This window comes from Streptomyces sp. NPDC001108, from assembly GCF_053598535.1.
This window is the reverse complement of record NZ_JBSFKL010000021.1, coordinates 73,289-87,894: the sequence shown is the minus strand read 5'-3', so window position 1 is coordinate 87,894 and position 14,606 is coordinate 73,289. Positions and strand designations below refer to the sequence as shown.

General features: G+C 72.8%; 12 protein-coding genes. 5 read left to right on the top strand and 7 right to left on the bottom strand.

Annotation, left to right across the window (positions count from 1 at the left end; translation table 11 throughout):
* Window positions 1–410: 410 nt before the first annotated feature.
* Both ACWC97_RS30985 and ptsP read left to right on the top strand, forming a co-directional pair.
* Window positions 411–860 (top strand): PTS sugar transporter subunit IIA, encoded by a 450-nt coding sequence (locus ACWC97_RS30985; RefSeq protein WP_352280125.1) that lies wholly within the window; start codon window positions 411–413, stop codon window positions 858–860.
* A 76-nt stretch (window positions 861–936) separates the two neighbouring features.
* A complete protein-coding gene (ptsP, locus tag ACWC97_RS30980) occupies window positions 937–2,607 on the top strand; it encodes a phosphoenolpyruvate--protein phosphotransferase (protein WP_352280124.1) in 1,671 nt (556 codons plus the stop codon).
* A 68-nt stretch (window positions 2,608–2,675) separates the two neighbouring features.
* On the opposite strand, the gene ACWC97_RS30975 is transcribed toward ptsP, so the two are convergent.
* Together ACWC97_RS30975 and ACWC97_RS30970 are read right to left on the bottom strand one after the other, a co-directional pair.
* Window positions 2,676–3,611: a hypothetical protein gene (locus tag ACWC97_RS30975; RefSeq protein WP_450652913.1), complete on the bottom strand. Its 936-nt coding sequence runs from the start codon at window positions 3,609–3,611 to the stop codon at window positions 2,676–2,678.
* Between the two features lie 87 nt (window positions 3,612–3,698).
* A complete protein-coding gene (locus tag ACWC97_RS30970; protein WP_450652911.1) occupies window positions 3,699–5,675 on the bottom strand; it encodes an acetoacetate--CoA ligase in 1,977 nt (658 codons plus the stop codon).
* 233 nt (window positions 5,676–5,908) lie between these two features.
* Here ACWC97_RS30970 and ACWC97_RS30965 point away from each other — a divergent pair, with 233 nt between their 5' ends.
* Entirely contained in the window at window positions 5,909–8,260 is a 2,352-nt protein-coding gene (locus ACWC97_RS30965; RefSeq protein WP_450652909.1) for a glycoside hydrolase family 31 protein, read from the top strand.
* A gap of 12 nt (window positions 8,261–8,272) precedes the next feature.
* Here ACWC97_RS30965 and ACWC97_RS30960 read toward each other — a convergent pair whose 3' ends face one another.
* Window positions 8,273–8,809, bottom strand: coding sequence for an NUDIX domain-containing protein (locus ACWC97_RS30960; protein WP_450652907.1), 537 nt, complete (start codon window positions 8,807–8,809; stop codon window positions 8,273–8,275).
* A gap of 57 nt (window positions 8,810–8,866) precedes the next feature.
* Here ACWC97_RS30960 and ACWC97_RS30955 point away from each other — a divergent pair, with 57 nt between their 5' ends.
* On the top strand, window positions 8,867–9,673 hold the full coding sequence (locus ACWC97_RS30955; protein WP_450652905.1) for a M15 family metallopeptidase: 807 nt from the start codon (window positions 8,867–8,869) through the stop codon (window positions 9,671–9,673).
* Between the two features lie 94 nt (window positions 9,674–9,767).
* Window positions 9,768–10,160 (top strand): DUF962 domain-containing protein, encoded by a 393-nt coding sequence (locus ACWC97_RS30950; protein WP_352280119.1) that lies wholly within the window; start codon window positions 9,768–9,770, stop codon window positions 10,158–10,160.
* Window positions 10,161–10,217: 57 nt separating this feature from the next.
* Here the strand turns inward: ACWC97_RS30950 and ACWC97_RS30945 are convergent, their stop codons facing one another.
* From ACWC97_RS30945 to ACWC97_RS30930, 4 genes are read right to left on the bottom strand one after another with little or no spacing between them, the layout of a single operon-like run.
* Window positions 10,218–10,823 carry a GTP-binding protein gene (locus tag ACWC97_RS30945; protein ID WP_352280118.1) on the bottom strand — a complete coding sequence of 202 codons (606 nt, stop codon included), beginning with the start codon at window positions 10,821–10,823 and terminating at the stop codon, window positions 10,218–10,220.
* Window positions 10,804–11,226 (bottom strand): DUF742 domain-containing protein, encoded by a 423-nt coding sequence (locus tag ACWC97_RS30940; protein ID WP_352280117.1) that lies wholly within the window; start codon window positions 11,224–11,226, stop codon window positions 10,804–10,806. Before ACWC97_RS30940 ends, ACWC97_RS30945 begins: the two co-directional genes overlap by 20 nt.
* Before the next feature lie 7 nt (window positions 11,227–11,233).
* Window positions 11,234–11,677, bottom strand: a complete 444-nt coding sequence (locus ACWC97_RS30935) for a roadblock/LC7 domain-containing protein (protein WP_352280116.1) — start codon at window positions 11,675–11,677, stop codon at window positions 11,234–11,236.
* Window positions 11,674–14,430: a sensor histidine kinase gene (locus tag ACWC97_RS30930; protein ID WP_450652902.1), complete on the bottom strand. Its 2,757-nt coding sequence runs from the start codon at window positions 14,428–14,430 to the stop codon at window positions 11,674–11,676. The genes ACWC97_RS30935 and ACWC97_RS30930 overlap by 4 nt, the downstream gene beginning before the upstream one ends.
* Window positions 14,431–14,606: the final 176 nt, after the last annotated feature.

Genomic DNA, 14,606 nt, shown 5'->3' with positions numbered 1-14,606 from the left:
GTTTCCGACTCTATCAGACTCTTTCGAGTCCCGATTCCCGGTCGAAGCGGGTTTCGCTTTCCAGTTCCTCGCTTCCGCGATTCCCTTTCCGGCGAGTCCGACTCTATCAGGCCTTTTCTCTTTCCTTGACCAGCCCCTGCAGACATACAGGTGCCACGTCGTAGTGGAGAGTCAATTGCTTGAAGGTCGCCACCGGCCCTCGACTCGAAGGTCATGTTGGGGCCAGGCAGGAGTACGACAGTACAGGCAGCAGGGAGTCGAGGCAAATCGTTTCCGGTGTGGCGCTAAGGCCGCGTAGCAGCAGGACTCGGGCGGAACCGGGACTTCTTATGACTTACGCTGCTGAACAGCACGTCGTTACCCACATACGGTAACGACGCCCCACAAGCTCCACCCCTGGGAGGCTCCCCATGACCACTGTGACGTCCCCTCTTGCCGGACGGGCGATCGGGCTCGCCGCGGTACCGGATCCGGTCTTCTCCGGCGCGATGGTGGGACCCGGCACCGCCATCGACCCGGTGCGTGAGCCTTCCGAGGCCGTGTCGCCGGTCGACGGCATCATCGTCTCCCTGCATCCGCACGCGTTCGTCGTGGTGGACGCGGACGGGCACGGGGTACTGACCCACCTCGGGATCGACACCGTTCAGCTCAACGGTGAGGGGTTCGAGCTGCTCGTGAACAAGGGGGACACCGTGACCCGCGGTCAGGGCATCGTGCGCTGGAACCCGGCGGGGGTCGAGGAGGCCGGCAAGTCGCCGGTGTGCCCGGTCGTCGCGCTGGAGGCCACCACCGACTCCCTCTCCGACGTGCTCGAGGACGGCGACGTGAAGGTCGGCGACTCCTTGTTCGGCTGGCAGTGACGAGCCCGGTCCGATGACGGCCGACTGGATATCCACCGCGGAGGCACGAGCCGCCGCACGACCGGGGACGGGTGACATGGAGACAACGCTGCGAGGCGTCGGTGTGAGCCACGGAGTGGCGATCGGCGAGGTGCGCCATATGGGGACGGCGGTGCTCGAACCGCCGGCCAAGCAGATCCCCGCCGAGGAGGCCGGGCGTGAGCAGGGGCGCGCCCGGCAGGCCGTCGAGGCCGTCGCCGCCGATCTGATCGCCCGCGGGAATCTGGCCGGGGGCGAGGCCCAGCACGTGCTGGAGGCCCAGGCCATGATGGCCCAGGACCCCGAACTGATCGCCGACGTGGAGCGCCGTATCGCCGTCGGCAGCACCGCCGAGCGCGGGGTCTACGACGCCTTTGCCGCGTACCGGGCGCTGCTCGCCAATGCCGGGGAGTACCTGGCGGGGCGGGTCGCCGACCTCGACGACGTGCGCAACCGGATCGTCGCCCGGCTGCTCGGGGTGCCGATGCCCGGGGTGCCGGACAGCGATGAGCCCTATGTACTGATCGCCCGGGACCTGGCGCCCGCGGACACGGCGCTCCTCGACCCGGCCCTGGTCCTCGGCTTCGTGACCGAGGAGGGCGGGCCGACCAGCCACAGCGCCATTCTCGCCCGCGCTCTCGGGGTGCCCGCCGTCGTGGCGCTTCCCGGTGCCGGTGAGCTCGCCGAGGGCACGGTCGTGGCGGTGGACGGCAGCACCGGTGAGATCTTCGTCGAACCGAGCGCCGAGAAGCGCGCGGAGATGGAGAGTGCCGCCGCGGCGCGCAAGGCCGCGCTCTCGGCCGCGTCCGGCCCGGGTGCGACCTCCGACGGTCACAAGGTGCCGCTGCTCGCCAACGTGGGCGGGCCGGGCGACGTCCCGGCCGCGGTCGAGGCCGGTGCGGAGGGCGTGGGGCTGTTCCGTACCGAGTTCCTGTTCCTGGACGACAGCGAGCGGGCGCCGTCCGAGGAGAAGCAGGTCGCCGCGTACCGCGCGGTGCTGGAGGCGTTCCCCGAAGGACGGGTCGTCGTAAGGGTGCTGGACGCCGGGGCCGACAAGCCGCTGGCCTTCCTGACCCCCGCGGACGAGCCGAACCCGGCGCTGGGCGTGCGCGGTCTGCGCACCCTGCTGGACCACCCGGAGGTGCTGCGTACCCAGTTGACCGCGCTGTCGAAGGCGGCCGAGGGGCTCCCCGTGTACCTGGAGGTCATGGCGCCGATGGTGGCGGACCGGGCGGACGCCCGGGCCTTCGCCGACGCCTGCCGCGCCGCCGGTCTCCAGGCCAAGTTCGGTGCGATGGTGGAGATTCCGTCCGCCGCGCTGCGGGCGCGTTCGATCCTGCGGGAGGTGGAGTTCCTCTCGTTGGGCACCAACGACCTGGCGCAGTACACCTTCGCCGCCGACCGGCAGGTCGGTGCCGTGTCGCGGTTGCAGGACCCGTGGCAGCCCGCGCTGCTCGACCTCGTCGCCCTGGCGGCCGAGGCGGCCCGAGCCGAGGGCAAGAGCTGTGGTGTCTGCGGTGAGGCGGCCTCCGATCCGCTGCTGGCCTGTGTGCTGACCGGGCTGGGCGTGACGTCGCTGTCGATGGGCGCCGCCTCCATTCCTTATGTCCGGGCCACGCTGGCGAAGTACACGCTGGCGCAGTGCGAGCGTGCCGCGTCGGCCGCCCGCGCGGCCGACTCCGCCGAGGAGGCCCGGGTCGCGGCCCAGGGCGTGCTCTCGGGCGAGTAGCCTCGCGGTTGCCGTGAGGACACGGAGGGGCTCCCCGCCCGATGGCGGCGGGGAGCCCCTCCGTGCTGTCAGTGATGGGCCTCCGGTTCGTCGGCGCCGATGTCGAAGCCCGCGCAGTACTCCACGTGCGACTCCGGGGCGATCGGTTCGCCGGTCTCGGCGTCGGTGCAGTAGGCGTCGAAGACCTCGGCGGCGCCGAGCGGGACGAGGGCGCCCCGCTTCAGCCGCCAGCCGTGCACCCGGTCCCCGGCGCCGGGGCGGGTCGTACGGAGCACGAGCCCGGCGGGCCTTTCGAGGGCGATGGCGACGGCCAGCACCGTCACGAACTCGGCACCCTCGTCCGGTCCGATGAGGGCCGGTCCGGCGGCGTCGCGCGCGGTGTGGAGGACGGCCACCAGGTGTTCGCCGTCGGCGGGGGTGCTGCAGACCAGGTGGTGCGTGCCCGTGCCCGCCGCCTCCAGGACCCGGAGCAGCAGGTGCGAGGCCCGGTCGAAGGCGGCCCGGCCGATGTCCTCCCCGCACTCCGCGCAGGCGCCGAGGCCGGCCAGGCGTGTCGTGGCGTACTCCCAGGTGGCCCGGCGGGCGGCCCGGTCGGCCAGGAGGGGGATCAGGTCGTCGAGGGGCTGTCCGGTGTAGGTGACGGTGGCGCCGACGGAGGCGACCTCGGCGGTGAAGCGGCTGCGGCTGTCCGGGGTGTCCGGGGGCAGCCCGGCGTCCGCGCAGAACTCCGCGTACTCCTCGGGGTCGAAGAGGGCGACCGTGGTGTGCACGCCGCGTGCGGACAGGTGTTTCAGCAGGCTCTCGACCTGCTGGAGGTAGAGGGTGTGGTCTTCGAAGGTGAAGGTGCGGTAGCGCCGCATCGCCGCGAAGTCCTGCTCGTCGGCCAGCAGGCCGACGGTGCTGGGTGCTTCGCGGCGCAGCGCGCGGCGCATGGACGCGGCCGACCGGTCGGGACGGGACGGCCTGCCGTGGTTGTTCTTCCCGTTGTTCGTGGTGTGCCCCATGACTCCCCCAGTGCGCTGTCGATCGATGCTCACTCAGAGTAATCACGGGCACTGACAACGGGACGGTCGGTGACGTGGGCGGGGTGGTCAGGCGCGCTCGCGGGCCAGTTCCTCGTAGAAGCGGAGGAGTTCGATCCGGTCGATCGAGCCGGGGTTGACCGCCTTCTCCAGGGCCGTTCCCTGCAAAAGGCGCTTGATCGGGACCTCGATGCGCTTGCCGGTGAGGGTGTGCGGGATGCCGGGGACTTCGATGACCTCGTCGGGGACGTGGCGCGGGGAGAGGTTCTCCCGGATGGCGCGCTTGATGCTGTCGCGCAGTGCGTCGTCGAGCCGGGCCCCCTCGACGAGGTGGACGAAGAGCGGCATCCAGTAGCCCCCGTCGGGCTCTTCGATGCCGACGACGAGGGACTCCCGGATCTCGGGGAGCCGTTCGACGGCCTCGTAGATGTCCGAGGAGCCCATCCGTACCCCCTGGCGGTTGAGCGTGGAGTCGGAGCGGCCGTGGATGATGACCGAGCCGCGGTCGGTGAGGGTGATCCAGTCGCCGTGGCGCCAGACGCCGGGGTACATGTCGAAGTAGCTGTCGTGGTAGCGGCTGCCGTCGGGGTCGTTCCAGAAGCGGACGGGCATGGACGGCATGGGGGCGGTGACGACGAGTTCGCCGACCTCGCCGGTCAGCGGCTTGCCCGCCGGGTCCCAGGACCGCAGGTCGGTGCCGAGGCAGGCGGCCTGGAGTTCGCCGATGTGGACCGGGAGGGTGGGGACGGCTCCGGCGAAGCAGCTGCAGACGTCCGTGCCGCCGCTGACGGAGGCGATCCAGAGGTCGTCGGCCACCTCGTCGTGGAGCCAGCGGAACCCGTCGGGCGGGAGGGGCGAGCCGGTGGTGGCGACGCACTGGACGCGGGAGAGGTCGAGGTCGCGGCCCGGGTGGATGCCGGCCTTGCGGCAGGCCATGACGTAGGCGGCGGAGGTGCCGAAGAGGGTGGCCCCGGTCTGTTCGGCGACCCGCCACTGGGCGCTGACGTCGGGGTAGCCGGGGCTTCCGTCGTACAGGACGACCGTGGTGCCGGTGAGGAGGCCGGAGACGAGGAAGTTCCACATCATCCAGCCGGTGGAGGTGTACCAGAAGAACCGGTCCTCCGGCCCGAGGTCGCAGTGCAGGCCGAGCTGTTTGAAGTGCTCCAGCAGGATGCCGCCCTGGGACTGGACGATCGCCTTGGGGAGCCCGGTGGTGCCGGAGGAGTAGAGGACCCACAGCGGGTGGTCGAAGGGGACCTGCTCGAAGACCGGCTCGGTGTCCGCGGCGGTGACGGCGGACCAGTCCAGGGCGCCTTCGGGGGCCGCCGTGCCGAGCAGCGGGATGTGGACGACGGCGCGCAGGGTGGGCAGTTCGCGGCGAAGCTCGGCGACGGTGTCCGCGCGGTGGTGCTCCTTGCCTCCGTAGCGGTAGCCGTCGACGGTGAACAGGACGACGGGTTCGACCTGCTGGAAGCGGTCGAGGACGCTGCGGGCGCCGAAGTCCGGGGCGCAGGACGTCCAGACGGCGCCGACGGCCGCGGTGGCGAGGAGGGCGACGACGGCTTCCGGGATGTTGGGGAGGTAGCCGCTGATCCGGTCGCCGGGGACGACGCCCAGGGCGCGGAGTTCGGCGGCGAGCGAGCCGACCCGGCGGCGGAGCTCGGCCCAGGAGACGGGGACCTGGGTGTGGGTCTCGTCGACGTGGATCAGGGCGGGGGCGTCCGCGCGCAGCGGGTCCTCGGCGGTGCGCAGGGCGTGCTCGGCGTAGTTGAGGGTGGCGCCGGGGAACCACTGGGCGCCGGGCATGGCGCGGTCGGCGAGGACGGCCTCGTAGGGGGTGGAGAAGCGTACGTCGAACCAGTCGGCGACGGCCCGCCAGAAGGTGTCGAGCTGTTCCACGGACCACTGGTGCAGCGCCGGGTAGCCGCCCTCGGCCGGTGCTCCGTGGCGCTGGGCGGCCCAGCTCTGGAAGCGGGTGACGGCGGCGGCCGCGATGCGGTCGGGGCCGGGCTGCCAGAGGGGGGTCTCGTCGGCTGCGGTGGTCATGGGGCGGCTCCCTGGCTCTGCGGATACGCGGGGTGGGCGTGGGTCGCGCGCACGTGCCGGGGTGTGCGCGTGAGGCGGCCTTTACGGACGATGCCATGTGATCGTCTTTCGCACCAGGGTTCGCCACCCATGGTCGGCGGCCCGGACATGTGGTCCGGCCACGGGTCCGGCGCTGGGTGAACGGAAGTTGAACGGAGCCCGCGTCCGCCCTGTTCGATGGCAGGGTGAGCCGCATGAACGGTCGTGACCTGGTGCGCTCGGTGAAGTCGGTCGGTTCGGTGCGGGGGCTGCGCGCGGTGCGCTCCTCCTGGCGGCGCCGGGGCGCGGATGCGCGGGCGCTGCCGCCGCGCGGTGCGGAGCGGGCGCGGGTGCCGGGGCCCGTGGTGGGTGCGGAGCCGGGGCCGGGCGGGGGTGTGGTGCGGTTCGCCCGGTCCGTGCTGCGGGTGCGGGTGGCGGTGGGGGGTGCGGTGTTCTGGGGCTGGGACGGGGCGGAGCCGCTTCCGTCGTACGCGCTGGCGGGCGCGGCGCCGGAGCCCGATCCGCGGGCGGTGCTGGAGCCGGACACGGACGGTGGCTGGCAGGTGGTCTCGGAGCGGCTGACCGTCGCGGTGTCCCGGCACGGGGCGGTGGAGCTGCGGACCCCTGGCGGGGTGGTGCTGCGGCGGGAGCTGCCGCCGCGCTGGTGGGAGCCGGTGGCGGGGGGCGGGGCACGGTGGGTGCAGCGTTCCGAGGTGCCCGCGGACGCGCGGTTCTTCGGGCTCGGGGGGCGGGCGTCGGGGCCGCGGCTGCGGGACGGGGCGTACGCGTTGTGGAACACCGATCCCGGGGGCCGGTTCGGGCCGCAGGACGATCCGCTGTACCTGACGATGCCGGTGCAGCTGGTGGTGAGTGACGCGGGGACGCATCTGATGTTCCACGACAACTCCTGGCGGGGGCGGGTGACGCTGCGCGAGGGCGAGGAGGGTGCGGGTTCGGGGCACGACCGGCCCGGGACGTGCGAGGTGCGGATGGACGGCGGGCCGTTGCGCTGCTGGGTGGTGACGGGGACGCCGTCCCGGGTGCTGCGGGGGTGGACGGCGCTCACCGGTGCTCCGGCGCTGCCGCCGGGCTGGGCGCTGGGGCCGCAGCACGCCCGGTGGGGGTTCGGGAGCGAGCGGGAGGTGCGGCGGGTGGCGGCCGGCTACCGGGAGCGGGGGCTGCCGCTGTCCGCACTGCATCTGGACATCGACCACTTCGACGGGCACCGGGTGTTCACGGTGGACCGGGAGCGGTTCCCCGACCTGCCGGGGCTGGCGAAGGAGTTGCGGGAGGACGGCGTGCGGCTGGTGTCGATCGTCGATCCGGCGGTGAAGGCGGAGCCGGGGAACGCGCTGTTCGACGCGGGGGCGGCGGTCGGGGACGGCGGGGCGTTCGTGCGGGACGCGCGGGGGCGGCTGGTGCGCGGTGAGGTGTGGCCGGGTGAGTGCGTGTTCCCGGACTTCACCGATCCGGCGGTGCGGGAGTGGTGGGGCGGTCTGTACGAGGAGCGGCTGGCCCAGGGCTTCTCCGGGGTCTGGCACGACATGAACGAGCCGGTGTCGTTCGCGGCGTTCGGCGATCCGACGCTGCCCCGGTCGGCGCGGCACGCGCTGGAGGGCCGTGGCGGTGACCACCGGGAGGCCCACAACGTGTACGCGCTGGCGATGGCGCGGGCCGGGTACGAGGGGCTGCTGCGGCTGCGCCCGGCGGAGCGTCCGTTCCTGTTCTCGCGGTCCGGCTGGGCGGGGATGCAGCGGTACGGGGGCACCTGGTCCGGTGATGTGGAGACCGGCTGGCCGGGGTTGCGGGCCTCGTTGGCGCTGGTGCTGGGGCTGGGGCTGTGCGGGGTGCCGTACTCGGGGCCCGATGTGGGCGGGTTCGACGGGTCGCCGTCGCCGGAGCTGTATCTGCGGTGGTTCCAGCTGGGGGCGTACCTGCCGTTGTTCCGTACCCATGCGGCGATCGACGCGGGGCGGCGGGAGCCCTGGGAGTTCGGGCCCGAGGTGCTGGAGCACGCGCGGGCGGCGCTGGCGGAGCGGGAGCGGCTGCGTCCGTACTTCGTGACGCTGGCGCGGCTGGCGGGGCTGACCGGTGCGCCGTACGTGCGGCCGCTCTGGTGGCGGTCGCCCGGGGACCGGGCGCTGCGGGACTGCGGGGACGCGTTCCTGCTGGGGGACGCGCTGCTGGTGGCCCCGGTGCTGGAGCCCGGCGCGGACCGGCGGGCGGTGCGGCTGCCGCGGGGGCGCTGGTACGACACGGCGACCGGTGCGGTGTACGAGGGGCCGGGGCAGGTGGTGCCGGACGCGCCGCTGTCGCGGATCCCGGTGCTGGCGCGGGCCGGTTCGATTCTGCCGGTGCGGGATGCGGACGGCGGGGTGGAGCTGGAGGTCTGGGCTCCGGCGGCGGGACGCCGGGGTGGTGGGGCGGTGGTCCGGGACGTGGGGGACGGCTGGGAGCGGGCGGAGGTCGAGCGGTACACCTCGCGCTGGGTGGACGGGCGGGTCGTGGTGGAACGGGAGGGGCGCGAGGGGCCGGTGGGGTGTCCGGTGCGGGTGCGGGGCCGGTAGGGCGCGTACCGGTCAGCGGTAGTGGCCGTCGAACCAGGCGCGGGCGGCCCGGGTGTGGAGCGGGAAGGCGAGTTCGGCGGGGGCGGTCAGCAGCCGGAAGCCGGCCGTCTCGTCGGTGGGGCGGGAGGCCGGGAGGGCCGTGGCCGGGCGGGGCGGGAGGAGGCCGAAGAGGAGGAGGTGGCCGTCGGGGGCGCTGAGGGCGTCGGCGAGGCGGACGTCCTGTGCGGCCGCCCGGATGCCGGTCTCCTCGCGGAGTTCCCGTACGAGCGCGTCCTTCCAGTCCTCGTCGTGGTCGATGTAGCCGCCGGGGAGGGCGAGGCCGCCCCGGTGGGGCGGGACGGTGCGGGTGATGACGACGAGGCCGGTGCCGTCGGGGCCGGTGACGGGCAGCAGGGCGACGGCGACCGGCAGCGGGTTGCGGTAGGCCGTGGTGGAGCAGGCGGCGCAGGTGCGGGGCCAGGTGGCCGGCGGGAGGTCGTAGCGGGCGCCGCAGCTTCCGCAGTGGGAGTCCTTGACGGGTTCGACGGGCTTGCTCCGGGGTTCGGACACGCGCGGACTGTACCGGATCGCCGGGTGGAGAGCCCCGCACTGCTGGATTATGCGGTCATGACAAAACTTGCTTCCGCTCTCCGTGTCCTGGCGGCCGCTGCCGCCGCCCTGTCCGCCGTCGCCGCCACCGCCCCGGCGGCGACGGCCGGGCCGGAACCGAAGGCGCCCACGGAGTTCGTCGCGCTGAGCTCGGTGGATCCGACGATCATCCAGGAGATGCGCTACCCCACCGCCCACACCTTCATGGGCGTCCCGGTGGACGGCTACCGTCAGCCGCTCTGCATCCTGACCCGCCCTGCGGCACGGGCCCTGCACCGGGCGCAGACCCGGCTGCTGCGCCAGGGCTACTCGCTCAAGGTGTACGACTGCTACCGCCCGCAGCGCGCGGTCGACCACTTCGTACGGTGGGCGAAGGACCTCGACGACCAGGCCATGAAGGGCGAGTTCTACCCCCGGGTAGACAAGACGCGGCTGTTCGCGGACGGGTACATCGCGGAGAAGTCCGGGCACAGCCGCGGCAGTACGGTGGACCTGACGCTGGTGAGGCTGCCCGCCGCGCCGACCCCGCCGTACCGTCCGGGCGGTGAGCAGGTGCCCTGCTACGCACCGGCCGCCGAGCGGTTCCCGGACAACTCGGTGGACATGGGCACCGGATTCGACTGCTTCGACACGCTCTCCCACACCGACGACCCGCGCGTGCGGGGGGTGCAGCGCGCCCATCGGCAGTTCCTGAAGAAGACGCTCACCGAGGCCGGTTTCGTGAATCTGGCCGAGGAGTGGTGGCACTACACCTTCAAGCCGGAGCTGTTCCCGGACACCTACTTCGACTTCCCGGTGGCCCGGCGGTCCGTCGCCGGGCACTGACGCCGGGCGCGCGGGCGGCGGCCGGGGCCGCTCCCGGGGCCCCTGCCGCCGCGCGGGCGTTTCCGGTTCCCGTTCCAACGGTTACCGTGCCGGTATGGCTGAGCAGACGTTCGATTCGTACGAGGAGTTCTGGCCCTACTACGTGGCGATGCACTCGAAGGCCGCGACCCGGTGGGTCCATCTGACCGGCACCCTGACCGGACTGGCGCTCACCGCCTACGGCCTGGCCCGGGGCCGCAAGCGGTATCTGGCCGCGTTGCCGCTGATCGGGTACGGGACCGCCTGGCCCGCGCACTTCCTGATCGAGAAGAACAACCCGGCCACCTTCGGGCATCCGGTCTGGTCGCTCCGCGGCGACGCGCAGATGATCCGGATGATGCTGGCGGGGCGGGACGGGGAGCTGGCGGAGACCGCCGCCAAGTGGCTCGCCGAGCACCCCTGCGAACAGGAGCCCTGCCGACAGGGGGACTGCCGACAGGGGGACTGACCGGACGCGGGGGGGTCGGGCACCGGGGTGTGTCCGGCCCGGCCCGCCGGGAACGCCCTACGTCGCGGCCGGCTGGCGGTCGCGGTCGACCCGGGCCGCCGCGTGCTCGACGACGGCCACGAGCACGTCCCGTACGGAGGCACGGTCGCGTGCGTCGCACATCAGCAGCTCCACCTCCGGATCGAGGTCCAGCGCGGCCCGCACCGTCCCGGCGGGGAAGGTCTCGGCCCCCTCGAAGCGGTTGACGGCGACGGTGAAGGGGATCTTGCGGCGTTCGAAGTAGTCCACCGCCGCGAAGCAGTCCTCCAGCCGCCGGGTGTCCGCGAGCACGACGGCCCCCAGCGCGCCCTGGGCCAGTTCGTCCCAGAGGAACCAGAAGCGGTCCTGTCCCGGGGTGCCGAAGAGGTACAGCACCAGGTCGTCGCGGAGCGTGATCCGGCCGAAGTCCATGGCCACCGTGGTGGTGGTCTTCGACTCCACCCCCGCCAGGTCGTCCACCGGGCGGCCCGCCTCGCTGAGGGTCTCCTCCGTGCGCAGCGGCCTGATCTCGCTGACCGCGCCGACCAGCGTCGTCTTGCCCACGCCGAACCCGCCCGCCACCAGGATTTTCAGGGTAACGGGCTCCACGGGCCGCTTCTTGCGGCTAGAGCGCCCGAAGACCATCGATCACCTCTCGAAGAATGCTCACGTCCGGCAGTTCGGCCGGCGGAACGGGACGGGTCACATGCACCAGTTCGTCCTCGACGAGATCGCCGACCAGCACCCGGACCACCCCGACGGGGAGGTCCAGGCCGGCCGCGAGCTCCGCGATCGACTGGGGCATGCCGCTGCAGAGTTCGACGATCTCCACGTGTTCCGGGGAGAGCGTCCGGTCCCGGCCGGGGTCGTCGGCCGCGGGTTCGGGCACGACGAGCGCGATCAGGTCGAGCCGATGGCGGGTTGCGCTGCTGGTACGGCCCCGGGTCATCGCGTACGGACGGACCACCGGTCCCGCCTCGTCGTCGTACCAGTGCGGGGCCTGCGGGTCGGTGGGCGTGGCCGGGGATCCGGGCGATTCGGCGCTCACCGTCCCCTCACCCCCCGGCGGACTGACCGGTCGTCCTGGGCGCGTTGGCCAGGTGGGCGCCGACGCGCTTGACCATCAGCGTCATCTCGTACGCCACCAGGCCCACGTCGGAGTCCGCGTCGGCCAGCACGGCGAGACAGCTGCCGTCGCCGGCGGCCGTGACGAAGAGGAACGCCCCTTCGAGTTCGACGACGGTCTGGCGGACCCGGCCCGCGTCGAAGTGGCGTCCGACGCCCTTGGCCAGGCTGTGGAACCCGGACGCGACGGCCGCCAGGTGTTCGCTGTCCTCGCGGGTCAGGTCCTTCGAGGTGCCGGTGGCAAGGCCGTCGCTGGACAGCACCAGCGCCTTGCGGATGCTGGCGACGCGCTCGACGAGCTCGTCGAGGAGCCAGTTGAGCTGGCCGGAGCCCTGGCGTGCGGCGGTGGTTGCTGCGACGTTCGGTGCGGTCATCGACCGTCCCCTCCCGGAGTGGTTCCCTGTGCTGTGTCACCGTGGCCGGCTGTGCCCTCGGCGTTCTGCCGTCGGCCGCGTTGCCAGCCGCGCTGGAGCGAAGCCATGCGGCTGCGCACTTCCTCCGCATCACGCTCGAAGTCCAGGTCCGGTTCCGTCCGGTCCGGTTCGGCTTCGCGGACGACCGTTTCCTCCCGGAGCTGCGGGGCGAGGCTGGCCTGCCGGATGCGGCGGGGCAGGCCGCCCACGGTCTCCCGGGTGTCCGCGGTACCGGCGGGTTTCCGGAAGCCGGCGGGCTGCCGGGGTTCGGTGGCCGTTCCCGGGCGGGCGGTGCGGTCGGTGTCGTGGGGGATGCGGGCGGTGGCACGCCCGTCCGTGTCGGCGGTCGCGAGGCGGGAGCGGGCCGGTCCGTCGACCCGGCGGCCGTTCTCGGCTACCAGGGTCGGGGGCTTGCGGCGGGGCAGCGGCACCGGGGCGCCGGGCCCCTCTCCGGCCGGCCGTTCGGGGGCCTGCTGGTGCTGCTCGCGGTCGGTCTCGCGCCGCAGGTCGCGGGCGCGGAAGATGCCGCCGCGCTCGCTCTCGGTCCCGTCGAGGTCGTCGGCGCCGCCCAGCAGGGGGTCCAGGAGCGGGTCGAGCGCGGGGCCGTCGTCGAAGCCGAGCGTGTCGACGGGGCCTTCGAGCTCCACGGGGCCGTCCAGGAGGGCCGGGTCGACCAGGCCGGTGGGGACGGGCGAGAGGCCCGGGGACCTGCCGGTGGTCCGGCGGTCCGGTGCGCCGCCGGGGGGCGCTCCGGCGGAGCCGCCGCCGACGGCCCGTTCGGCCCGGCGGTCGAGGCGGAAGCCGGTGCCATGGGTCTCCGGGGCCTCGGTGAGCAGCGTCGCCGGGATGAAGACGACGGCGGTCGTGCCTCCGTACGGGGACTTCTGGAGCGAGACCCGGACGTTCTGGCGCTGGGCGAGGCGGCTGACCACGAAGAGGCCGAGCCGGTCGGTGTCGGAGAGCTCGAACTCGGGGGTCTCGGCGAGCCTGAGGTTGGCGTCCAGGAGGACGTCGGGCGTCATGCCGAGGCCCCGGTCGTGGATCTCCAGGGTGAAGCCGTTGGCCACCCGCTCGCCGTGCACCTGGACCGCGGTGTGCGGCGGCGAGAACACGGTGGCGTTCTCCAGGAGTTCGGCGATCAGATGGGTGAGGTCGGCGACGGCCGGGCCGCCCACGCCGATGCGGTCCAGCCGGCGGACCTCGATCCGCTCGTAGTCCTCGACCTCGGCGACCGCGGCGCGCACCACGTCCATGAGCTGGATCGGCTTGCGCCACTGCCGGGAGGGGGCGGCGCCGGAGAGGATCACCAGGCCCTCGGCATGGCGGCGCATGCGCGTGGTGAGGTGGTCGAGGCGGAAGAGGTCGGCGAGTTCGTCGGTGTTCTCGGTGCGGCGCTCCATGGCGTCCAGGAGGGTCAGCTGCCGGTGCAGCAGGACCTGGTTGCGGCGGGCGAGGTTGACGAAGACCTCGGAGACGCCGCGCCGCATGTCCGCCTGCTTGACGGCCGCTTCGACGGCGGCCCGTTGCAGGGTGTTGAGGGCCTGGCCGACCTGTCCGATCTCGTCCCGCTCGTACTGGAGGTGCGGGGCCTCCGTCTCGACGTCGACCTGCTCCCCGGCGGCGAGCCGGCGCATCACGCTCGGCAGCCGTACGCCGGACACCTCGTGGGCGTCCTTGCGGAGGCGGGAGAGGTCGCGGATCAGCTCGCGGCCGATGCGTACGGAGACGAAGACCGAGCCGACCAGGGCGAGGAACCCGAGGACACCGGCGACCCCGGCCTTGATCAGGATGCCGTACCCGGCGGGCCTGCCGCGTTCCTGGAACCGGACGTTCATCTCCGTGGAGTCGGCGGCCAGCCGGTCCAGGACAGGGGAGGCCGCCTCCTGCCAGCGCTCGGCGTCGACGGCACGGGGGTCCTCGGTGGCTCCCTCCTCCACGAGGACCTTCTCCGCCGTCCGCAGCGGCTCGCTGTCCGGGCTCGCCCAGTACTGCTCCACGCTCTGGCGTTCCGAGGCGGGCAGCGCGTCCACGTTGATCTCGTAGAGCAGCTTGCGGTTGGCCACCAGGTCGGAGACCTGGCGCAGTTCGTCGGCGGTGAGCCGCCCGGCGATCAGTGACGACGCGACCAGGGCGTCCTCGCGGGAAAGCATTTCACGGGCCCGGGAAATTCCGGCCAGCGCCCGGACCTGCTTGTCCATCGACACGTTCTCCATCGTGCGGAGTCCGGTGAGGAAGCGGTAGCAGGGGTCGATGAAGCGGCCGTAGAACTCCATGGCCTTGGCGCGGTCGATGGTCCGCTGGTCGACCGATTCGCGCAGGGCGCCCAGTCCTTCGACCGTCGCGAGGATCGAGCTCAGCTGTGCGTCGTCCTCCGCGCTGAGCTCTTTTCGGATGTCCTTCTGCCGGGCGCCGTTCTTGACACCGGCCAGGACCTTGTCGGTGGCCGCGCGTTGGCGCTGCAGCAGGGGAAGGGCGTTGGAGGCCCTGGGGTCGGCGAGGAAGACCAGCGTCTGGCGGCGCTCGTCCTGGATCGCGCGGACGGTGTCCTCCAGCGGGTGGCCGACCTTCTCCACGATCGCGCTCGCGCCCATGAGGTGACGGGCCTCGCGTCCCGTCAGATAGGTGGCGAATCCCCAGAGCCCGGTGAGAGAGACGAGCGGCACCAGCAGCAGCGCCACGATCTTCCTGCGGATGGACTTCCCGCGAAAGCGCATGGACTCCCCCAGCTCGACCCCGCGGGGCGGGGGTCGTGTTTCGTCAACAAACGGCGCGAGCCTACTACCGACGGAGTAACAACTCGAAGGGTCGTCCGGACTATTTTCAGCCGCGCTATCCGGGCCCGATCGCAGGTTGTCCTGATATCGCGAGCGATGAAATTCGCGAAAGCGGC

Coding starts and splice junctions, on each gene's coding strand:
- ACWC97_RS30975 (WP_450652913.1), bottom strand. CDS start 3,611: ATGGGGCACACCACGAACAACGGGAAGAACAACCACGGCAGGCCGTCC.
- ACWC97_RS30965 (WP_450652909.1), top strand. CDS start 5,909: ATGAACGGTCGTGACCTGGTGCGCTCGGTGAAGTCGGTCGGTTCGGTG.
- ACWC97_RS30950 (WP_352280119.1), top strand. CDS start 9,768: ATGGCTGAGCAGACGTTCGATTCGTACGAGGAGTTCTGGCCCTACTAC.
- ACWC97_RS30945 (WP_352280118.1), bottom strand. CDS start 10,823: ATGGTCTTCGGGCGCTCTAGCCGCAAGAAGCGGCCCGTGGAGCCCGTT.
- ptsP (WP_352280124.1), top strand. CDS start 937: ATGGAGACAACGCTGCGAGGCGTCGGTGTGAGCCACGGAGTGGCGATC.
- ACWC97_RS30930 (WP_450652902.1), bottom strand. CDS start 14,430: ATGCGCTTTCGCGGGAAGTCCATCCGCAGGAAGATCGTGGCGCTGCTG.
- ACWC97_RS30970 (WP_450652911.1), bottom strand. CDS start 5,675: ATGACCACCGCAGCCGACGAGACCCCCCTCTGGCAGCCCGGCCCCGAC.
- ACWC97_RS30935 (WP_352280116.1), bottom strand. CDS start 11,677: ATGACCGCACCGAACGTCGCAGCAACCACCGCCGCACGCCAGGGCTCC.
- ACWC97_RS30985 (WP_352280125.1), top strand. CDS start 411: ATGACCACTGTGACGTCCCCTCTTGCCGGACGGGCGATCGGGCTCGCC.
- ACWC97_RS30955 (WP_450652905.1), top strand. CDS start 8,867: ATGACAAAACTTGCTTCCGCTCTCCGTGTCCTGGCGGCCGCTGCCGCC.